Origin of the sequence: Desulfosporosinus meridiei DSM 13257, from assembly GCF_000231385.2 — a bacterium.
GTDB classification, from domain to species: Bacteria; Bacillota; Desulfitobacteriia; order Desulfitobacteriales; family Desulfitobacteriaceae; genus Desulfosporosinus; species Desulfosporosinus meridiei.
Window position 1 is genome coordinate 4098004 of record NC_018515.1, and the last position, 20203, is coordinate 4118206.

General features: G+C 41.4%; 19 protein-coding genes, 3 tRNA genes and 1 other RNA gene. 4 read left to right on the plus strand and 19 right to left on the minus strand.

Translation table 11 applies throughout. The features are described 5' to 3' along the window. Nucleotides 1-71 precede the first annotated feature (71 nt). The gene (locus DESMER_RS18965; RefSeq protein ID WP_014904683.1) at nt 72-1106 is read right to left on the minus strand and encodes a M28 family metallopeptidase; all 1035 of its coding nucleotides are present in this window, start codon (nt 1104-1106) and stop codon (nt 72-74) included. A 31-nt stretch (nt 1107-1137) separates the two neighbouring features. On the opposite strand from DESMER_RS18965, the gene DESMER_RS18970 reads away from it, so the two are divergent. Then, on the plus strand, nt 1138-1575 hold the full coding sequence (locus tag DESMER_RS18970) for a YaaR family protein (protein WP_014904684.1): 438 nt from the start codon (nt 1138-1140) through the stop codon (nt 1573-1575). Nucleotides 1576-1657: 82 nt separating this feature from the next. Beyond that, nucleotides 1658-2446 carry a CheR family methyltransferase gene (locus DESMER_RS18975; protein ID WP_014904685.1) on the plus strand — a complete coding sequence of 263 codons (789 nt, stop codon included), beginning with the start codon at nt 1658-1660 and terminating at the stop codon, nt 2444-2446. A 102-nt stretch (nt 2447-2548) separates the two neighbouring features. Here the strand turns inward: DESMER_RS18975 and DESMER_RS18980 are convergent, their stop codons facing one another. From DESMER_RS18980 to DESMER_RS19005, 6 genes are all read right to left on the minus strand, one after another. Beyond that, nucleotides 2549-3919: a methyl-accepting chemotaxis protein gene (locus DESMER_RS18980; RefSeq protein WP_014904686.1), complete on the minus strand. Its 1371-nt coding sequence runs from the start codon at nt 3917-3919 to the stop codon at nt 2549-2551. Between the two features lie 4 nt (nt 3920-3923). Next, nucleotides 3924-4478: a CHASE4 domain-containing protein gene (locus tag DESMER_RS18985; RefSeq protein ID WP_014904687.1), complete on the minus strand. Its 555-nt coding sequence runs from the start codon at nt 4476-4478 to the stop codon at nt 3924-3926. A gap of 337 nt (nt 4479-4815) precedes the next feature. After that, nucleotides 4816-5010 carry a hypothetical protein gene (locus DESMER_RS18990; RefSeq protein ID WP_042333998.1) on the minus strand — a complete coding sequence of 65 codons (195 nt, stop codon included), beginning with the start codon at nt 5008-5010 and terminating at the stop codon, nt 4816-4818. 204 nt (nt 5011-5214) lie between these two features. Further along, nucleotides 5215-5601 (minus strand): EamA family transporter, encoded by a 387-nt coding sequence (locus DESMER_RS18995; protein ID WP_014904689.1) that lies wholly within the window; start codon nt 5599-5601, stop codon nt 5215-5217. A gap of 262 nt (nt 5602-5863) precedes the next feature. Further along, nucleotides 5864-6604 carry an acyl-CoA dehydratase activase gene (locus tag DESMER_RS19000; protein WP_014904690.1) on the minus strand — a complete coding sequence of 247 codons (741 nt, stop codon included), beginning with the start codon at nt 6602-6604 and terminating at the stop codon, nt 5864-5866. Then, entirely contained in the window at nt 6601-7869 is a 1269-nt protein-coding gene (locus tag DESMER_RS19005; protein ID WP_014904691.1) for a double-cubane-cluster-containing anaerobic reductase, read from the minus strand. The genes DESMER_RS19000 and DESMER_RS19005 overlap by 4 nt, the downstream gene beginning before the upstream one ends. Before the next feature lie 243 nt (nt 7870-8112). Between DESMER_RS19005 and DESMER_RS19010 the strand changes: the two genes are divergently transcribed. Further along, nucleotides 8113-8439 (plus strand): SCP2 sterol-binding domain-containing protein, encoded by a 327-nt coding sequence (locus DESMER_RS19010; protein WP_014904692.1) that lies wholly within the window; start codon nt 8113-8115, stop codon nt 8437-8439. A gap of 261 nt (nt 8440-8700) precedes the next feature. Here the strand turns inward: DESMER_RS19010 and rnpB are convergent. The 11 genes from rnpB to dnaG form a co-directional block, all read right to left on the minus strand. After that, nucleotides 8701-9080, minus strand: an RNA gene (gene rnpB / locus DESMER_RS22745) — RNase P RNA component class A. A 55-nt stretch (nt 9081-9135) separates the two neighbouring features. Continuing rightward, entirely contained in the window at nt 9136-9291 is a 156-nt protein-coding gene (locus DESMER_RS24070; RefSeq protein ID WP_014904693.1) for a hypothetical protein, read from the minus strand. A gap of 242 nt (nt 9292-9533) precedes the next feature. Beyond that, entirely contained in the window at nt 9534-10376 is an 843-nt protein-coding gene (locus tag DESMER_RS19015) for a Nif3-like dinuclear metal center hexameric protein (RefSeq protein ID WP_014904694.1), read from the minus strand. After that, complete coding sequence (locus DESMER_RS19020) at nt 10367-11164, minus strand: tRNA (adenine(22)-N(1))-methyltransferase (protein WP_014904695.1); 798 nt, start codon at nt 11162-11164, stop codon at nt 10367-10369. Before DESMER_RS19020 ends, DESMER_RS19015 begins: the two co-directional genes overlap by 10 nt. Before the next feature lie 476 nt (nt 11165-11640). After that, nucleotides 11641-13317, minus strand: coding sequence for a thiamine pyrophosphate-binding protein (locus tag DESMER_RS19025; protein ID WP_014904696.1), 1677 nt, complete (start codon nt 13315-13317; stop codon nt 11641-11643). A gap of 367 nt (nt 13318-13684) precedes the next feature. Beyond that, nucleotides 13685-13978 carry a hypothetical protein gene (locus DESMER_RS19030; protein WP_014904697.1) on the minus strand — a complete coding sequence of 98 codons (294 nt, stop codon included), beginning with the start codon at nt 13976-13978 and terminating at the stop codon, nt 13685-13687. Between the two features lie 441 nt (nt 13979-14419). Further along, a tRNA-Val gene (locus DESMER_RS19035) sits at nt 14420-14494 on the minus strand. 69 nt (nt 14495-14563) lie between these two features. Next, nucleotides 14564-14638 (minus strand) — tRNA-Ile (locus tag DESMER_RS19040). A gap of 18 nt (nt 14639-14656) precedes the next feature. Continuing rightward, a tRNA-Asn gene (locus DESMER_RS19045) sits at nt 14657-14731 on the minus strand. A gap of 218 nt (nt 14732-14949) precedes the next feature. Then, nucleotides 14950-16140, minus strand: coding sequence for an RNA polymerase sigma factor RpoD (gene rpoD, locus DESMER_RS19050; protein ID WP_014904698.1), 1191 nt, complete (start codon nt 16138-16140; stop codon nt 14950-14952). Next, on the minus strand, nt 16130-17980 hold the full coding sequence (gene dnaG, locus DESMER_RS19055; protein ID WP_014904699.1) for a DNA primase: 1851 nt from the start codon (nt 17978-17980) through the stop codon (nt 16130-16132). The genes rpoD and dnaG overlap by 11 nt, the downstream gene beginning before the upstream one ends. Before the next feature lie 368 nt (nt 17981-18348). Between dnaG and DESMER_RS19060 the strand changes: the two genes are divergently transcribed. Beyond that, nucleotides 18349-18936 (plus strand): GerMN domain-containing protein, encoded by a 588-nt coding sequence (locus DESMER_RS19060; RefSeq protein WP_014904700.1) that lies wholly within the window; start codon nt 18349-18351, stop codon nt 18934-18936. A gap of 170 nt (nt 18937-19106) precedes the next feature. Here the strand turns inward: DESMER_RS19060 and DESMER_RS19065 are convergent, their stop codons facing one another. Continuing rightward, complete coding sequence (locus DESMER_RS19065) at nt 19107-20102, minus strand: deoxyguanosinetriphosphate triphosphohydrolase (protein ID WP_014904701.1); 996 nt, start codon at nt 20100-20102, stop codon at nt 19107-19109. Nucleotides 20103-20203: the final 101 nt, after the last annotated feature.

The window sequence follows — 20203 nt, forward strand, 5'->3', positions numbered from 1 at the left end:
GGAAAACAGAACACCCACTTACAAGAGTGGGTGTCTCGAATTTGATGTCATACATTTAGCTCCTTGCGTTCCTAAAAGGCCAGCAAATGAACCGCCCTATACATCAACTCTGAAGCTAAACTAATTTGCTCATGCTTTAACAAAGCTATGGTGTCTTCAGGGGTATGATTTTTATACAGCCAGTCCTTAGCCATCAGAGTTACAGCCGGAATATTCGCTGATGCAAAGCTTATTGAATCACTATTATGGCCTGCCGGTGGAGTTAATATTGCGCTAGCCCCACACTCGGAGGCGGCTTGGCGAATCGCTTTGACAGCTATATTCTCACCGTCCCCCCAGAGGGCAAAATTTCCAACCATTCCATTTCCAACTGAGTCTGCGTTTAAGACAGCTTGGATCTGAGTTAGAGGAAACGTCGGAGATTGAACAAAGGCCTGAGAACCAATAAACCCCATTTCCTCCGCGCTCCAAAAGGCGATGACAATCGTACGTTTCGGGATAATTTCTTCACGCAGGATTCGCCTCATGACATCCAGTACGCACCCGACGCCGGAAGCGTTATCATTGGCTCCCGGATAAAGTTTTCCTTCAAAAACTCCCAGATGATCATAATGAGCTGAAATCAGGATTATCTCCTCAGTTTTTTCGCCCATTAACCCTCCGATCAGGTTGACACTTGGGCTTCTGAGTGTTTTATTATTTCCGGGTCTAAAGGTTAATCTGCCATTAACTCGAGTTTCCAATACCGGAGGAATCGTGTAGGTATAAACAAAGCCTGTATTCGAGTCCCCCATGGGGCGCAGACCCAGCATACTTAACTGCGAGGCTAAATACTCCGCAGCTTTTGCCTCGCCCACGGAGCCTGCCTTACGGCCTTCCATATCCGGTGCCGTTAAAACATGGATATCATCCATGGCCGTTCGATTCAGGATTTCTAAATCAACCTTGCTTTCCGGTTTACTCGCGGCAGGACGCCATAATTCAACAGGCGGACGCCCAAGTCTCTTCTTGATAGTTCCTCCAACTGACGTCGGTAAAAAACTCCACGGCAACATTACAGCACCAAGACCAAATAATACTTTTAAAAAAGCTCTACGCGTCTGCATATTAATCCTTTCATTAAAGAGGAGAATGACCATGTCTTTACGCATCAATTCCCCACATCAAACTCAGACTACCAATCTTGACTCTGCAAGCTCCTCAGAACGAAGTAATGACTTTAGCAACGTTCTGTCTCAAACTCAAAAAATTAACCGCCTTGAACTCCAATCCTTTCTGGGTCGACTTGAAACCCAAGGAAAAAAACTAGCTCATTCTCTTTCTATCCGAGATCTTAAAGATTTTCAGGATATGGTTAAGTCCTTTCTTCGCTCGACCTTTGGACAAAGCCGCAAAATGCAGGAAGAGACTTCTTGGGATTATCAGGGGCGGCCTAAGGTTATGGCGAGAATCGGAAAAATTGATCAAGTATTAGATGAACTGGGAAAACAGCTTCTTGATGAACAATCAGAACCCCTGGAAATCCTTACTAAAATTGACGAAATTCGTGGTATGATCATTGACCTTTTCGCCTGACAATCCTTTATATTAATTCGCTGTAAAACCCAAAAATCATTTTTTATTAAGCTTCAATAATATGGAAAGAGGTGTAACCCCTATGTCGCAACCAGCAATAGCCAATACCTACGAAGATTTTATTAAAGGGTTTCACCCTAAGAGTGGCTTAGACCTTAAGTTTTATAAGCAAAATCAGATGCAACGTCGAATTCTAAGCTTTATGAATTCTCATGGTCACCCTACCTATCCCGAGTTTTTAAAAGCTCTCAATGCTGATCCGGTTTTATATGACGCCTTTTTTAAACACTTAACCATTAACGTCTCTCAATTTTTCAGAGATGCAACTCAATGGAAAACCTTACGGGAAACCATAATCCCTTTGTTAGTCAAAAGCAGACCTTCCTTAAAACTCTGGAGCGCAGGATGTTCAAGCGGACAGGAGCCCTACTCTTTAGCCATAACCATGATGGAATACTTCTCGGCAAGTAAGTTTAGCATACTGGGTACGGATATCGATGTCAATGTGCTGAAACAGGCTAAAGATGGAGTCTATAAACAAAACGATTTTGCAAGCACCCCGCCGGAATTCTTGCAGAAATATTTCACTCCATCTGACAAAGGGCAGCAAATTAAAGAATCTGTCAAACGCCAAGTCACTTTCCAACATCAAAACTTACTAACAGATCGTTTCCAAACTGACTTCGACTTCATCGCTTGCCGCAATGTGGTTATCTACTTCACGGAAGAAGCCAAAGAAATGCTTTATAAAAAGTTTACCGACTCCTTGCGCCCCGGAGGAATCCTCTTTACCGGCAGTACGGAACATCTCTTCGGACTAAATCATCTGGGCCTCAAACCGGTCTCCTCCTTCTTCTATCAAAAACAATAGCGGCTCATGTTAAGTAAACCAAATGGAGAGAGTGCTGACAAGTAAGCACTCTCTCCTTTGCTATTTGAAATATTTTATCAAATAATTCTGTTCTGTTTTGCATCATACTTGAAATCTCTCGCCAAGTTCTTTAAGTCTCTCGGCCATTTCATGGAGACCACTAATTGATCCGGCAACTTCTTGAACCGATGCCGACTGTTGTTCAGTGGCGGCTGCAATAGTCTGAGCATTATAAGATACCTGCTCCACATTCTTTTCAGATAATGCGATTGTCTCGACAACCTCTTCGCTTTCCGTGGCCAATTGTTTGGTTTCAGTCGTAATATTCTTAGCTTTATCTGTCACTAATAAGGCCGCTTCTTGAATCTCCACAAAGGATCGTCCAGCATTTTTTACCAGCTTAGCGCCTTCTGCAATTGCACCAGCTTCGGTTAAGATGGATTTGGTAACATTTTCCATCTCATTCTGGATCTCACTGACGATTGTTTTAATTTCCTTCGCAGCCTCAGTGGCTCCTTCAGCAAGTTGCCGCACTTCCTCTGCCACTACAGAAAACCCTCGCCCATTCTCACCGGCTCTCGCTGCCTCTATAGCAGCATTTAAGGCAAGAAGATTCGTCTGTGCAGCTATCCCGGCAATTACTTCAGTGATTTGACCAACTTTCTGAGAATTGTTTTCGAGGAGAATAACTTCATTCTCCATGGCTTTGGATTGGCTTAAAATTGTGTTCATTTGACTAACCGCAGATTCTATCTTTTGAACACCGGAATCAGCTTTTTGAGCCGTCTGATTGGATAATTCATAAACCCCTTGTGAATTACCGGAAATCCCTCTGATTCCTTCGGTCATCCTCTTCACTGAATCTGCCATAAGTTTAGTGTTAGCTTGAACATGTTGAACCATGGAAGCTACCCCTTGAACACCATTGGTAATTTCTTCGCTTGCCTTCGCCAAATAATCGATGTTTGTCGAAAACTGTCCCGTCGACAGAGCTAACTCTTCTGAACTCGCATTTGTCCCCTGAATGTGAGCCCTTAATCCAACAATCATTTCATTATAGGCCTTTAACATTTCTCCAATTTCGCCTTTTGCATCCACTTTGTGTTCATGTCGGAAATCTCCAGCGGCTACTTCTTTCAAAAGTTGAGATGTTATAACAATAGGTTTAATCATTGACCCTGCTGCAATATGCCCGATTATGGCTGCCAATAGAGTGCTGGCAATTAAGATACCGATTGATATTCTCAATAAATCATTCCGTGCTGCCATGCTCTCATTGGCTTTAATTGTGATTGCATACTGCCCGATTTCCTCATCATTAATATCCTTCAACGGGGCATAACTTGTCAGATAGGACTCACCATTCTGGCTGTAATGCGAGACTGAGCCATTAGTCCCCCCTTCGGAAAATGCTTCATTGGTAGATAATTTTCCCCCATTATTTACGGTCACGGATATTTCTGCACCGGTCAATTGCTTAACTGTTTCTATTTGTTCCTCGGTAAGGTAGTGACCGAATACGATATAGCCCGCTTTTTCTCCAGTCCCCTTGTTTTTGAAGAACCTGAGCTACACCGACAAAAGCTAATCCTTTTTGAGCTTGATAGATTCCGGATAATATCTTTTCACCAGATTCTGCCCTTCTGAGGAGGGGATGATTAGTTATATCACCGGAATAACTCTCCTCCCCAAAAGAATTCAGGATTGTACCCCTTGCATCTGCAGTAAATCCAAAATCAACCTCAAAATCATCCGCTGCAATGTTTACATTTTCGACAATCCAAGAGACATCTTTTGTTTGAAAAGCTGCAAAGGATTCATCCCAAAAACCATAAGTCTTTACAGCTTGCTCCATGTTTCGGCCGATAACCGACATGGTTTTGGATGAGGCCTGGGCAGCAAAGGTGGCTTGTTCATGCTCAGTTTTAGATAAATCATTATTGACTGCCCAATATGTAATTCCGCCCCCGATTATGACAGGAATTAAGGCAAAGGCTATTAAAACAAGAAATATTCTAACTCTAATAGACATACTATTAACCTCACTTTGGTCGATATTTAATTATATATTTCATGGTAGACGCAAAATCCGTACCCATAGTGAAACCTCAAAATTGGTAACTTATCTTTTATGAAAACAAAAGCATTTAGGTTCTATTGTAATATATCTGTTTAGCAGGAAAAACAACTAAATTATACTCCTTTCGACTAATATCGATTATAATCACATGTTTCTTCACGAAGTGTTGTTATTCCTTCTTAAACCTAAAAATTATTAAAAGAAAACCCCGTGTGGTAATTCATCGATAAATCAATCAAGGGCTCTGACTCATAATTATGAGTCAGAGCCCTTTAAGCCCTTAAATTACTTAGGTCAGTGATGTAGTACACTCTCTTTCATACTGTCGAACAAACTCCTCAAGTTGATAAGTAACCCCTTTACCTTTAAACTCCAATGATACCTGCTGGGCATTCGGATTAAAACCGATAAACTTCATTCCGAGTAATTTGGCCATTTTGGATAATTCAATCCTCGCACCACGCCCGAAATCTTGTAAATGCATCCAACAACACGCCCCTTTTTCTAGTCTGGTCATGACTTCAAAAAGATAATGGTATCCCATTTTGGAACGCAGAAGTTATTAAGGTGGAACTTTAAATGATTTGGTTGATTTGATTTAACATTAGCTTAACATATCCTATTCAGGATATCCAGAGAACTAACCTTATCTAATATTCGATTTTTTAATTGATTTACCCATTTAGTTTCATGTTTGCCCCCATAGTCCCAATACGCTCATACCTGCTAAAATCAGCAAACAACCTAGGATCTTAGGCAGTGTCAGATCTTCTTGAAGGAATAGGGTTCCATACATAATAGCAATTACATAGCCTAATGAGACTAAGGGATAAGCATAACTAAGTTCCCAGCGCGAGATCACCACAAGCCAAAGAATGGAACTCACACCAAAACATGCAAAACCGCTAAAGATTGCCGGAGTAAGAATTATTGATCCCAGTTGTCTCCATATTCCTGTAACAGAAACTTTACCATACTCAACCATACCTAAACGAAATAAAAACTGCCCTGTAGCCCCTAAAACAATGGAAAATAAAGCAATGACTAAAGGGCGAACCTCTAAAATTGAAGACATGAAATCGTAACTCCTTGAAATTTTCTACTTTATCTAAAGTTGATATCAATTAAGTTTTCTCAAACTGCCCTTGATTTATACTTATGTTTCTCTATATTTAATTCAATTATAAATATGCTTGTCTGACTATTAAATATTTGTTAATTCGGTTCCGGCTAAAAAACACATCGCGTCATAACTCCAATAGCAATGGGCCGATAACCCTGCAAAGGAGTCATCGACCCATTAAATATGCTGAACTATAGACTAGTTTAGTTTAGCTCTAGGCTAGTAAAGCTGCCCCAAAAGCAGCGGTAAGCTCAGGTTCGGAAGGAATAACAATACTCCCCTTCAACTCTTGCTCAAGGAACTTAACAAGCAGCACATAATGGGCACCACCGCCGGTGAAAATTAAGGTTTCCGGCTGACCCATGGACTGGACAAAATTCGAAAGGCGTTTGGCAGTGCTTTTAAAAAGCCCGGCAACTACTTCCGGTTTGGGAACCCCTTTGGCAAGCATGGTAATAACCTCAGATTCGGCAAATACAGTACACATAGAATTAATCGCCATTGGCTTGGCCTCTGCTGCCAAATCCATCTCTGCGGGGGTTAGATCAAGCCCTTTAAGAATAACATCCAGAAAGCGACCTGTGCCCGCGGCACATTTATCGTTCATAATGAACTGGACTATTTTTCCCGCTGAATTCTTCTTAATAACCTTGGCATCCTGCCCGCCCAAATCAAGAATAAACGGGTATTCCGGAAAATCCTCGTGACAGCCTCGACCTTGACAGGTGATCTCAGTAATTACCCTTCCCTCAGGGAAGTTAACTCTGCCATAGCCAGTGACTACAAGCTTATCGATTTTCTCCTCTACCCTTTCATTATACTCTTTCAGTAAGGCAATACCGGCTTGTACCGAATCAAAGCGAGAAGGTACAACTTGACAGTACGCTCTTTCCTCTTGGTTCAATACCACCAATTTAGTGTTAACTGAACCCAGATCTAAGCCGGCACGTCTCATCCCCGGATCATCTCTATCAGGGCTTCAATCCTAGTCAGTAGTTGGCCTTGATCTTCTTCAGAAAAGTCACTTTCTAAACGCAAGAAAGGTATTTCTTGCTTCTCCATTTCTTTCCCAACGAAATAACCTTCCACGCCATAAGGCTGGCAGAACTGCAGGTTGAAATCTATCACTGCATCTGCCTTTAAGTTCTTAGCCATCGTTACGATATCCTCCAAGCGACCTTGATTAGGAGTGAAGCAAGCACAATTCACCTTCAATGGGCGCTTGGAGATGTTTGCTAGCATATCTGTAAGGGTATCTGCGGGTTCTGTCAGATCTTTAAAATAACGTTCCCCAGTACAAGTCTCTTCCCCAACGACCACTCCCCCAGCCTTTTCAATTAAAGCATGCAGCTTCCAGGCCGGGAGAGGTTGGGGAGTACCCGTCACTAAAATTCGTGGTGCATCAGCCGGGGCTGCTCCAACTTTGGCCTTAACCCGCTCATCAAGCTCATCACATAAAGCATTAACTTGAGCCGCAAAACGTACCGGATCATCAAAGAACGAAAGTTGATTTATTAGTAGAACATCTAAGCCATGTATAGGAGCAGGATTGTGTTTTCTTAGATCTGCCAACCTTTGCAGAGCTTTCCGCTTATTGTTAATCTTCTCTATTCCTTGAGCAAGATTTTCTTTAGTTAATTCAACTTGGGTCTCACCTTCGATAAAGGAGGCAAATTCTCGTACTTCTTCTTCCCAAAGACGTGCATCCTTCTCATTTTTCTTTTGAGGAAGTTCCATTACGTAGGTTGGGATATGTTCATTTAAGAGTTCCCAGGCCTTCTTCTTGCCATCACAGGTAGTCTCACCAATGACCCAATCGGAAACCTGAAAATACGGGCAAATTCGATCTAATTTGAAGCCCATTGTTGACTTAATAAGCGGACATAGGTTGCGTGGCAGAACCTTTTCCCCTGAGGGAACCGTAAACTGGGCACCGGCACATAAACCGATACTGGCACTGCCGGTTGCTACGACAATTTCTTCAGGGACGTAGACACAAAAGGTAGAGAATACCTTAGCGCCGGCTTCTTTCATGGCATAAAGCTCATGGACACGAATGCCATGGACATCTCCCACGACAGCATCAAAATATCCCATTCCGGTGGGACGATTTTCTCTGTTCAAAAAAAGTTCAGTAAATATCTGGGGCACCGGAGCTAAAAATTCATCATGCTTATCTAGGTCCATGTTCAAACGTTCCCATAACTCTCTGTTCTCCATTAATTGTTTTCCCCCTTAATAAAATCTATAGATACAAGTTAATTAATTATATCACGTTATTGTTATGCTATTATATAACCCAGTAGTAATTTTACATACAAATTAGGCCATCAATTACCCTTCATTGCTGGCACAGATACATAAATGAATTTGAAATGTTCAGTAATTTATGATATATTTTTCTAGAATGTGAAAACTTTCATAACATTATGACTATGTGGGAATAAGGGAGGAAAATGAAGAATGAGCGCCAGAGATGAATTACAGGAACTTGTCGAAAAGATGAATGCCAACCCCCAACATATTGCTTCTGAAAAAGACCGCATCTATCAGATTAATCTTGAGGAAAGTGGCCCGCTGCAAATTGTGTTTAAAGCAGGTCAGGTGCAAGTTGTCGAAGGAGCTGCTCCGGATGCAGAAGTAACTTTGATAATGAACGAAAAAAACTTCTCAAAAATGTTAAAAGATAAGTTAAATACTACAATGGCCTTTATGACAGGGGGATTAAAGGTTGAAGGAAAAATGGGCCTGGCTTTAAAGCTACAGGAGATCGTGAAATTATATCAGTAGTTATTTTGTTACGATTCTAAATGAACGAATGTTCATTCATTAAATAATCTTATTACAACCTCCTCTCCATGTACATTCCATTCCTCAAAATTTTGAGATGCACACGTTTAAACTCACACAAAAACCCTGGGAGATCATCTTTCCCAGGGTTAACTTTTTAAATTGGATAAAGGTTATGGCTCTTCCTGTATTTAAATTCTTTCAGGAAAAACTGAAGGGAAACGGTTAAGCATATTAATGCCCTAACCAGTTTCCCACGGATTGCGAAGTCACCCATAAGCCGAGTTCTGTACCTCTTAAAAGAGGTGATGATCATCTATCTCGAACCGCCGTTACCGACGGCCTCTAGCGACCTTACCCGGGAACAAAAACGGGCCGTTCATCGTTCCCCTATTCGGTCTTGCTCCAGGTGGGGTTTACATGGCCAGCCAGTCACCTGACTGCCGGTGAGCTCTTACCTCGCCTTTCCACCCTTACCTACTCGGAAGTCAGTAGACCTCCGCTATCGGCGGTATATCTCTGTTGCACTTTCCTTGGGGTTTCCCCCACTGGGCGTTACCCAGCACCTTGCCCTATGGAGCTCGGACTTTCCTCAGAGACGATCTTTCGATCCCTGTCTCCGCGATCATCTGGTTGACTTCGCTTTGTTATATTACTAAAAAAAATTGATTTGGTCAAATGGAGAGTTTTGGGTAATCAATTGACTTTTGACTTTTGCTCGTTCATTTCTTCAATTTGATCATCAATATCCATTAGTTCTGTCAGCCATTTTGCTCTATTAGCGTTATCCTGAAGAATATTAGCCAAAACCTTTTCCCGTTGGAGTCTCAAAATTTCAGTGCGATTCATCATTGTTGCATTTCTCCTTTCAAAATCGATTGTATCGAAGGACCTGTTAATTTCTAAATAGCACCTAGAACGCATATTATTTAGAAAGAACTTTATTATCAGATAATTCCTTACAACAGTATAGTAATATATTTCACAATTACTGTCAAGTGGTAATAATTTCTTTCACAAACTAAATCTCTGTTTCTATCCCTTTATAATTAAAATATCCTATGAAGCCATACCCTGACTCCATAGGATATTTATTATTTCCACGGCGAGCGATTTCTTGAACTGACTAAGATCTCAATTCCTTGAAGGGCTTTCTCTGCTGATAGAAAATCTTTCAATAGTTTTAACATCGGGGCCTCAGTCAAAAAATGTCCTAGATCTCCGATAGCCATTCCTCCTTCAAGAGCATCAAGAGCCGCATGATGGTCTACATCACCTGTAATCAGTAAGTCAGCTCCTTTAAACAATGCTTTCGGAACGAAACGGCCTCCACTTCCATTAACAATGGCTACTTTTCTAATTTCTTGATCTAAAGAGCCTGCCAAGCGAACTCCGGTAAGATCATAGGCTTGAGCATAGATTTGCGCTTGCTTCAATTTGTCAAGAAACTTCGACCATAAATCACTTAACTTTTGAGGATGCCTTAAATACCCTGAAACTCCATAGCCATGTTCCTGAGTATCATTACGGTTAGGATTAAAGTCATATACTCGCTCCAAATATTCCATCTTATCCAGCTCCAGCAATTCTCCTAAAATGGAACTGGAGGATAGTCTGGACTGATCCAAATTCGTGTGGGCAGCATAATAGGCTATATCATTTTTAAATAAGCTTAATGGAACTTGTGCTGCAGCATTATCTGATCTTAGGTTTTTGAGGGGACGGAAAATTAGCGGGTGATGAGCTACAATAAGCTGAGCTCCATATTCTTTAGCTTCTTCGATAACATCTAAAGTACAGTCCAGCGTCAGCATTATTCGTTCAACAGGCTTCGATCCGCTTCCAACCAGCAAGCCAACATTGTCCCACTCTTCAGCCCAAGATTTTGGCGCAATCTTTTCAATCACCTGGGCGACTAAGCCAACTGTTACTGCCATGAACTCAATCCCTCCACTAATGTCAATTTATATGAAACTTCTCTGATCTTCTCGATAATCTCCGGACTGTTGGATTTTTTCATCTGTTTCATTTGGATCAACAATCTGTCACGATATTCGTTGAATTGCTTAGTTAAAAGCTCTTTATGTCCTTCCAAAATCAGTGGGCCAAACTGCCAAACCAATATATGTACTATACTTTGAAACTCCTTCTCCGTCATCTGCTCTTTCTCTGCCAGAGGGTATAGACGCTGTGCCCAAACCGTTTCTCTCTCTTGAAGTTCATCTAAGCCCCATCCCGATTCCTTAGAAAAAGCCATTACAACATAAATTCTCTCATCTTCTTCTACTAACCTCTCAAACCCTAACTTCCATCCTTGCTCTAATAAAGTTAAGCGAACAGCCCCTTCGGCACCCTGAGGTTGAAGGATAAGGTTAGAAATCCCCTTCATAACATCCGGTCGAGCAGAAAAAATCTCTAACATAGTTCTGCCGCCCATTCCGGCAAGGGTCAAGGTATTCACTTCCCCAACCTCCAGGGGCATTAACCCATCACCAAATCTAACGTCGAGAGAGTCTCCAAGTTTACGACTTTTCACTGCAGTTAAAGCAGATTTATAAGGCCCTTCATGTACGTCTATAGCCACTGCTTTAGCAATCTTTTCGGTCTCATAAAGGAAGATCGGCAAATAGGCATGATCTGTCCCTATATCTCCTAGGATTGAACCCTCGGGTACTAAGGAGGCTACCGCCTGAAGACGGGGACCTAAACTAACTGATACTGTCATATTTTCACCTCATCAAGGAAACTAGCTCAAAATTTATCTCTTAATCACAAGATGATATCATAATTTATAGAATTTATCCACGTGCTGTGAGAAGAGTCCCACGTCTAACGATAGTATAAGTGGGGGAGATTCGTTCACCATCCTAAATCTATTATATCCAAAAAGAAGGCCCCTAGGGACATAGATATCTGACTTTAAAGACAATTAGCATGTCCAACAAATCGACAGCGCTGTCGAATTGTTGGACATGCTCTGAATGGTTTATTTTAGCCAAATTAAACAAGCTTCCATCATTGTAAAATTACTACTGGGTTAGAAACATTAAAGGTGCAGCTCTAATAAATATCTGAGGATACTTATTAGAACTGCACCTACTTTTTTTATTGATTGATTTATTTATTTATTCTTTATTCATTACACCCATTCGAGAATAAGCGGATGTTCCTACCGTCAAGTAATGACTGCCACCGACTACTTCAAGCAACTCCACCACTGGAGGCTAACCTTTGCTCCTCCGAATTAACCATAACCTCAATTAAGTAAGGACGATAAGCACTAAATCCCCTCGTTAATGCACCTGGTATCTGATTAATTCTTTCAACGGATTCAGCCTCGACTCCTAAGCCTTTGGCTGCTGAAACAAAGTCTAATCCATTTTGACGGCTTTGATCATGATTAAAGACTAGGATGACAATCGGAATTAAATTTTTTGCTGCCGTGGCCAGCTCTTGAAGAGAAATACTTAGACTTGCATCCTCCATAATGTTTATGACCTGACGTTGGGGATAAGCCAGCTGAGCCCCCATTGATGCACCAAGTCCCCATCCTTTACTGCCTGCACAACCAGTGATTAAAAAAGTTCTTGACTCATACATTTCATTTAATTGTGAAGCCCAAAGTTGACTTAATTCAGAATCCAGCGCCACAATTGCATCCGGTCGGAGTCCTTTCCTAACCTCTAAAATCGCTTGCAGAGATTTCGAAGGATTCTCTGTAAAATTGGTTTGGCGAGCGATTCTTGCTTTTTCTTTTTGCAGGGCTACGATTCTATCCATCGCCTCAGTCTTAGGCTTATATTTGCAGCCTAAGATATAGCTGCTGAAGCTTTGTATAAAGCCTTTAATATCTGAAACTATTGTCAAATCTACCGGAGCAGATTCTGAAAGGTTATCATCTTCCTTATTAACGTTAATAACCTTACGCTCTTCAGTAAGTAAAGTTATTTCTCCCATACTTCGATAGTCGAATCTTCCACCTAAATTTATAATAAGGTCTGCCTCTGAAATTGTTTTATTGCCCAGGGGGGTTTGACAGATAGTTCCTACCATTCCTGCATAAAGAGGGTGGTAATTAGGGAATCCTTCCTTACCAAGGATTGAGGAAACTACCGGGATCTGCAAAAGTTGAGCCAGCCTTACCAGATCTTCCGCCGCCCTTCCTGCAATTCCCCCGCCAACCATAATAACAGGTCTTTTCGCTTCCTCTAACATTTTATAGACTATTTCCAGTTGACTATCTGTTGCTTGACCTAAATTATTTGGCACTTGCTTCTCTTCTTTGAAATATTCCTTCAGGTTTAACTTTAGCTGCCCTAGCTGAATATTAACAGGAATATCTATTAAGACAGGTCCCTTCCTGCCCATGTTTGCCAGCTTCCATGCCTCATTCATTACCCTTGGCAGATCATCTGTCTCTGTGACAAGATAAGCAGCTTTCGTAACCGGTTTGGCCATTTCAACAATTGGAGCTTCCTGAAAAGCTTCTTTTCCTATTAAATCTGTCTCAACTTGACCAGTAAAGGCAATTAAGGGAACAGAATCCCCATAGGCACTATATAGACCTGTCAGGAAGTTAGTTGCACCAGGGCCTGAAGCAGCAGCACAGATCCCTACTTTTCCCGTTGATCTAGCGTATCCATCCGCCATGAAAATTGCAGTTTGTTCATGCCTTACACTAATCGAGCGCATAAGATCCTGCCCCAGCACCGCGTCATAAAAGGGTAAAATTGCCGCTCCAGGAATCCCATAGATCTGAGTCACTCCCTTATGTTCTAAGAACTTTACGATGAATTGTGCCCCAGTCATTTCAGCATCTTTTTCTAGCTCATCAGCAAAATAGTGTTTCACCTGTCCTTCTAATTCCCAGCGCGTCATGGTCGTCTCCCCCTTCTAATCCACTTCAAATCAGATTGTAAGCAATCTGAAAAATCATCTCAATTATTGTCCCGTATAATGAAACTCCGTTTTACTTTTAGCAGATATCTCTGTCTGTGATAGATACCTCGATATATTAGCTCTTATTCACTCGTGGATAGCCATCATAACCTCTACTGCCATGAAGGAGGCCAAAAATTCCTAGATGCAGAATTATGTTTCGTATTATAAAACTACGTTTTGAAGCCTTGTTAAAATTTGTACAAATATATTTTGCAACACAAACCGTTTCTGTTGATAAAAGTATCATAACACGAGATTAGCAATCTCTGCAATACCTATTTTCTCAATCTTTTAAAAATTTTTGTTAATCTACATAAAACAAAACTTTGACGTCATTTTTCGCTTCTAATGATAGACAAACATCTTCTTCAAAGGGATTATAATTTACTCCAATTACATCATCTAAATTAATCCAAAAAACATTACCCTCTTCGCTCCACACCGAAACTTTATCATCTGCAACATCAATATTTACAACTACCCCAAAATCGATGGTGCATTCTACAACCGCAAGAATCTCTATACACTTTAAGTTATTCCCTAAGAACTTCTCTCTAAGGGCCTTTACGAACTCAATTTTTGACGACAAGGTTATCACAATATGTTCCTCCCAAACTCATATACTCTAAATACTATTTTTTCCTTTTTCCTTCGAAAATATAAAAGAACCCGCAGACAGAAGTCACTGGGTTAGTCTTAGTAAACGATTTCTGTACTCACCGGTGGATAACTATAGTCCAATTATACCACATTCTACAACTTTAACAGCAACAAGTTGATTTCTCCAAAATCGGAAAGGTTTCCAATTTTGGGGCAACGCCTTCAAGAAACTAACCCCGAAGCTAGCGGAGTTCTTAAAAACAAATAAAGCACTCTTCCAAGAGGAAAAGCGCTAAGACCAACAAGCTTAATTTCTTACGAAAATGAACTACACTTTCATCCCACCCTCTGAACAGGCAGGTTCATGGAGTTTACATTCTAATTGACAAAAGGATTTTGGAGTTCACTCTATCAAATAGGCTGAAACCCTTACTTTAACTGGTGGGCGATACTGGTCTCGAACCAGTGGCCTCATCCGTGTGAAGGATGCGCTCTACCGCTGAGCTAATCGCCCGAATTGGATTTATGTATTCCATATTTTCGGCCAAAAACAAAATTCCCACCATTTATCCAGATTGATAAATGGTGGGCCCACTAGGATTCGAACCTAGGACCAACCCGTTATGAGCGGGGGGCTCTACCGCTGAGCTATGGGCCCAAAAAGAACTGATATAAATGGCTCCCCGAGTAGGACTCGAACCTACAACCTACCGGTTAACAGCCGGTTGCTCCACCATTGAGCTATCGAGGAATGCTCTGCACGGGTTATTATACGTAATTAACGACCTATAGTCAAGTCTTTGGCAAAAATTTTTAAAGTTTTTTAGGGACGCCTCTTTTTAGCAATTTTAGAATGGGGGAATACTCTATCACACTTCCATAAGGCAAAACGCCGCAGAGGGTAGTTCCGCCTGCGACGCTGTTCTATCTTTCCCTGAAGTTCTTGGGTTGTAAATCTCAAGAAGACTATTACTCCAAATAATCCTTCAATTTCTTACTGCGGCTAGGGTGGCGTAATTTACGCAATGCCTTGGCCTCGATCTGTCGGATACGTTCACGAGTGACACCGAATTCCTGTCCAACTTCCTCTAAAGTCCTGGTGCGTCCGTCATCAAGTCCAAAGCGTAATCTAAGAACTTTTTCTTCGCGAGGGGTCAAGGTCTCTAAGACTTCTTCTAACTGTTCTTTTAACAAGATGAACGAAGCAGCCTCAGCGGGTGCCGGAGCATCATCATCCGGAATGAAATCACCTAGATGAGAATCTTCCTCTTCCCCAATGGGGGTTTCAAGGGACACAGGTTCTTGAGCGATCTTCATAATCTCCCGAACCCTCTCCACAGGAATATCCATTACTTTTGCAATTTCTTCGGGAGCTGGCTCTCTTCCTAATTCCTGTAAAAGTTGACGAGAAACCCGAATTAGCTTATTGATAGTTTCAACCATATGCACCGGAATTCTAATGGTTCGAGCTTGATCAGCAATGGCACGGGTAATAGCTTGACGAATCCACCAAGTGGCATAGGTACTAAACTTAAAGCCTTTAACATAATCAAATTTTTCTACAGCTTTAATCAGACCAAGATTACCTTCCTGGATTAAGTCCAAAAAAAGCATGCCCCGTCCGACGTAGCGCTTAGCGATACTAACCACAAGGCGCAAGTTTGCCTCAGCTAAGCGGCGTTTTGCTTCTTCGTCACCGTTTTCCATTCGTTTGGCCAATTCGATTTCCTCATCGGCTGAGAGCAGGGGAACTCGTCCGATTTCTTTTAGGTACATGCGAACAGGATCATCAATTCCTACACCCTCCGGTACAGAAAGATCCACTTCCGCTTCTTCCTCAACATCATCGTCCGGATCCTCTACAATGTCATCATCTTCGTCAACTTTAACGCCTTTTAAGATTTCCAGTTCAACTTCCTCAGGCTCCGGCACCACATCTATTCCCATGCGTCCTAGTTGCTGATAGATATCATCAATTTGATCCGCGGAAAGTTCAATTCCTTGAAGAGCATCCATAATTTCTTTGTAAGTTAAAGATCCCTTCTTTTTTCCACTTTGAATGAGGGCTTGGACATTGTCAATCTTTTGCTTTTCGTTCATCTGTCCCCCACCTTCCCTCGGATCATTCTTTTTGGTGCCTATAACCTTACTATTCGCCACGTTTCAACCGCTCTCCTATCTCTTTCAACAGAGCCATAGCCCCTGCCATGTCACCGGATTTTTCTAAAGCTGCCATGCGGGCTTGAAGATCCTCGACTCTTTCATTTGCTTGAGTAGAAAGAATCCCTTGGATACAATCATCAAAAAGCCGCTCGGAATGGGTTATATCTAACTCTTCCAGGAGTAAACTAGCCAAGCGGCTTTGAACCTGTTCTTCAATGTTAACAGGCAATTTACCCTCCTGATTGAGATAATTAAAGATTTGCTGATGCTCCGGTACCTTCCAAAAGGATTCTCCCAATTCTGCCTTAATTTTTGGCAAGTATGAAATCTCCTCTATAAGTAACCGTAAAAGAATACGTTCGGATCGATACACCTTTAAATGGACAGTTGGTGAAGCTGGAGTATTTTCATCTTGAGAAATAATTTCACCCTTAATATTATCTCTATTTTTCCCAGAACTAACCTGTTTTTGCTGAGAATATTCGATAAATTGTACATTTTTAGTATTTTTGTTTTCTACTCTATAGATTTCTCGTTGTACCGCCTCAAAAGTTAGACCTAGTTCAAAACTTAAGAAACGCTCATAACCTTCACGTTCGATTGGACTGCTAACTTTTATGATATCCGGAGCAAGCTTCACGACTAATTCTGCTTTTTCCTGAATGGTCTGAGGAGGAACTTCCTTAACTAGCGTCCGGTATTTGAACTCAAAATAATTCAAAACCTGACCTAATACTTTTCCAAAGTCCTCGGCTCCATACCTTTTCAGGAACTCATCAGGGTCTTTTGCTCCTCTTAAAGTAGCTACATCCAAGCGGATTCCCGCATCTCGAAGAATTTCTCCTCCTCTTAACGCAGCCTGGATTCCGGCCTCGTCAGAATCATAAAGCAGGATGACATGCTGTGTATACCGTCTTAATAGCTTGGCCTGATCCCTTGTTAAGGCTGTCCCCAAAGAGGCGACTGCATTGGGATAGCCGGCATTCTGAAGAGCTATGACATCCATATAGCCTTCAACCAAAAGGGCATAACCTTTCTCCCGAATTCCTTGATGGGCCCGATGTATGCCATATAGCTGATGCCCCTTGTTAAAGAACTCGCTTTCCGGAGAGTTAAGGTATTTAGGAAGAGAATCATCTAGAACTCGACCGCCAAATCCAATTGAATGGTTTCGTCGGTCAAGAATACTAAAGAGGACACGGTTTCGAAAGCGATCATAATAACCTGCGCCTTTGCCTTGGGTTCCCCTTTCTATCGCCAGCCCATTCTCTACTAATTCATTTGGCTGCACTCCTCGTTCCTTCATGAAAGTTAGTAACCCATCCCAGCGATCAGGTGCATAACCCAGACGAAAGCTCTTCATGGTATCTGGGTCAACCCCGCGTTTTGAGAAATAGAGTCTTCCAACTTCTCCTTCAGGTGCATTAAGTAAAAGTTCATGAAAATAGCTGGTAGCTAATTCATGGATTTCTTCAAAACGCTGTCGACGTCGATTTGCTTCCCGTTCACGCGGAGATAATTCTTTCTCAGGTAATGCCACACCATATCTAGAGGCCAAATTCTGAACACATTCCATGAAGGACCAGTTCTCCCTTTTCATAAGAAAAGAAAAAACATTCCCTCCAACATTGCAGCCAAAACAGTAAAACATTTGTTTTTCAGGGGTTACTGTAAAACTAGGAGTTTTTTCCGTATGAAAAGGACAAAGCCCCAAATAAGTTTTCCCTTTACGCTGCAAGCTTACATATTCAGATATAATCTCTACAATATCTGTGCGTAATCGCACTTCCTCGATAACTTCTTCCGGCATAAATTCTTGATGAAGTCTAATATCCACGTCTCCTACGCCTTTCAGTTTCCAGCCACACTTTGTTTATTTTGTCAACCCTTACATATACATTTCTTTCGCCGAAACTTCATAAAATCCTCTTTTTTAGTTCTTCATTCGGTGAATCTGTTTTAGTGAGGGTAAAATCATCTTCTTCAACTGTATTAATTCTTCTTTTTCAAGGATAATACCTTCTTACTTCGACAATTATTTTGGGAAAAGTAATTATTTATGATCAGTTGCCTTAAAACAAGAATCAATACCTTAGCCCTTTCGCTCATTTAAAAAGCATGATAGTATATATAAAAGATTGGACTAGTGCCGATGGACGAACATTAAGCTCATATGTCAATGAATTTAAGGAAGGTGAATGTTTTATGACAAAGAGATCAATACGTACAATTATTTTAGCTCTGACTTTTTGCCTGTTGCTGGCAGGTGCCTTTCTGACAGGGTGCAATTCCTCCAAAGCTCAGGTTGATAATAAACCTTCAGATACAGCAACCACCCCGCCGCCTTCCAATACGGACACAATAGAGCAACCCAAAAGCTCCCAACAAATAAAGCTTTATTTCCCTAACTCAGATGCTACAGGGTTAGTTTCTTTTGAACGAACCGTTGAAGTAAAGGATCAGGCAGTTATTAAGGCAATGTTTAGCGAATTAGCTAACCCTCCCAGTGGATATGAACCCCCGCTCCCAGCGGGAACCACTCTACTTGACGCTACGGTAAGTGCAGATGGAATAGCTACGATTAATCTCTCTAAGGAGTTTAAAGCTAACTTTGGGGGAGGCTCTACCGAGGAACAAATGACCATATATAGTATCGTAAACAGCTTAACGACCCTTCCTAATATCCGGAGTGTCCAGTTTCTTCTGGAGGGTGCAAAACACGCTGGCATTCTCGGTCATTTGGATACCCACGATCCAATTAAACGCGATGAGAGCTTAATTATCAAATCCTAGCTAATCCATAGTAGATTCCTTTGCTTTGTCTCTTTATTCAATAGACACACTAACTATCTTATGTCTGATAGCTTTATTTTACTTCTCTAAGACAAAACTTATACTTTAATTATGGAATATATTACAAAAGTGGTTGAGATTTAAATCTCAACCACTTTTTCATTATCTTTTTACTTCCGAGGAATAAATAAGCTTTGAAAAAGATCAATGGCATAATTATCCGTTAGACCTGAAATGTAGTCTACAACCGCTGTAATTTTATCACCACCAGCCCAAACCAAAAAGTTCTGAGGAAGTTTTGAAAAGTTCTGACTGTAATAATGATAAAGTGCTTGCACTATGTACTGACCTTTCTCCCTTTCTTCCCGCAAATTCAAACTGGTGTAGACCCTTGCAAACATAAATTGTCTAAACTCATTCATTGCAGCACTGATCTCAACAGACTGTTTAATTTGATTTTGTCCATTAGACGCTTCTATCATATCCACCACCATTGTGGTAATCATGTCACTTGGTTTCACCCCCAGCATTCTCTTAACATTTGGGGGCAAGTCACTTTCAGTCAGCAAGCCCGCCCTTAAAGCATCATCATAATCATGACACAGATAAGCAATCCTATCTCCCGTTTTAACGATCTGACCTTCCAAGGTCTTCGGAATACCTTCACCAGTGTGATTTAAGATTCCGTCCAGAACACAATCGGTAAGATTTAAACCCAGACCATCCTTAGCCAGTACCTTGAGGATACGAATGGATTGTTCATTGTGCTCAAAATGGCCAATAATACGTCTTAGAGCCTCTTCCCCAACATGACCAAAGGGAGTATGCCCGACATCATGCCCTAAAGCTATGGCTTCAATAAGATCTTCGTTCAACTGAAGCCCTCGGCCAATAGTGCGACATATTTGGGATACTTCTAAACTATGAGTCATTCTAGTCCGATAGTGATCCCCTGAAGGAGCAATGTACACCTGGGTTTTATGTTTAAGACGACGAAATGGTTTGCTATGCAAAATCCGATCTCGATCCCGTTGAAATTTCGTGCGAATCGGGCACTCTTCTTCCAGACCCTGGCGTTTAGCATCTTTGCTTTTTGCTGCATAGGGTGAGAGTCGCGTTTCCTCATCTTTTTCTGAGCGTTGACGAATGTTCATGATCCCGCTCATCTAAATCCCCCCTTGTCTTAAAAACTGTTCCCTAAACAGATCTCTTTTCATTTTAGCATAATGACCGGATAAATACCTGCATACTTAGGGAAGAGCAGAAA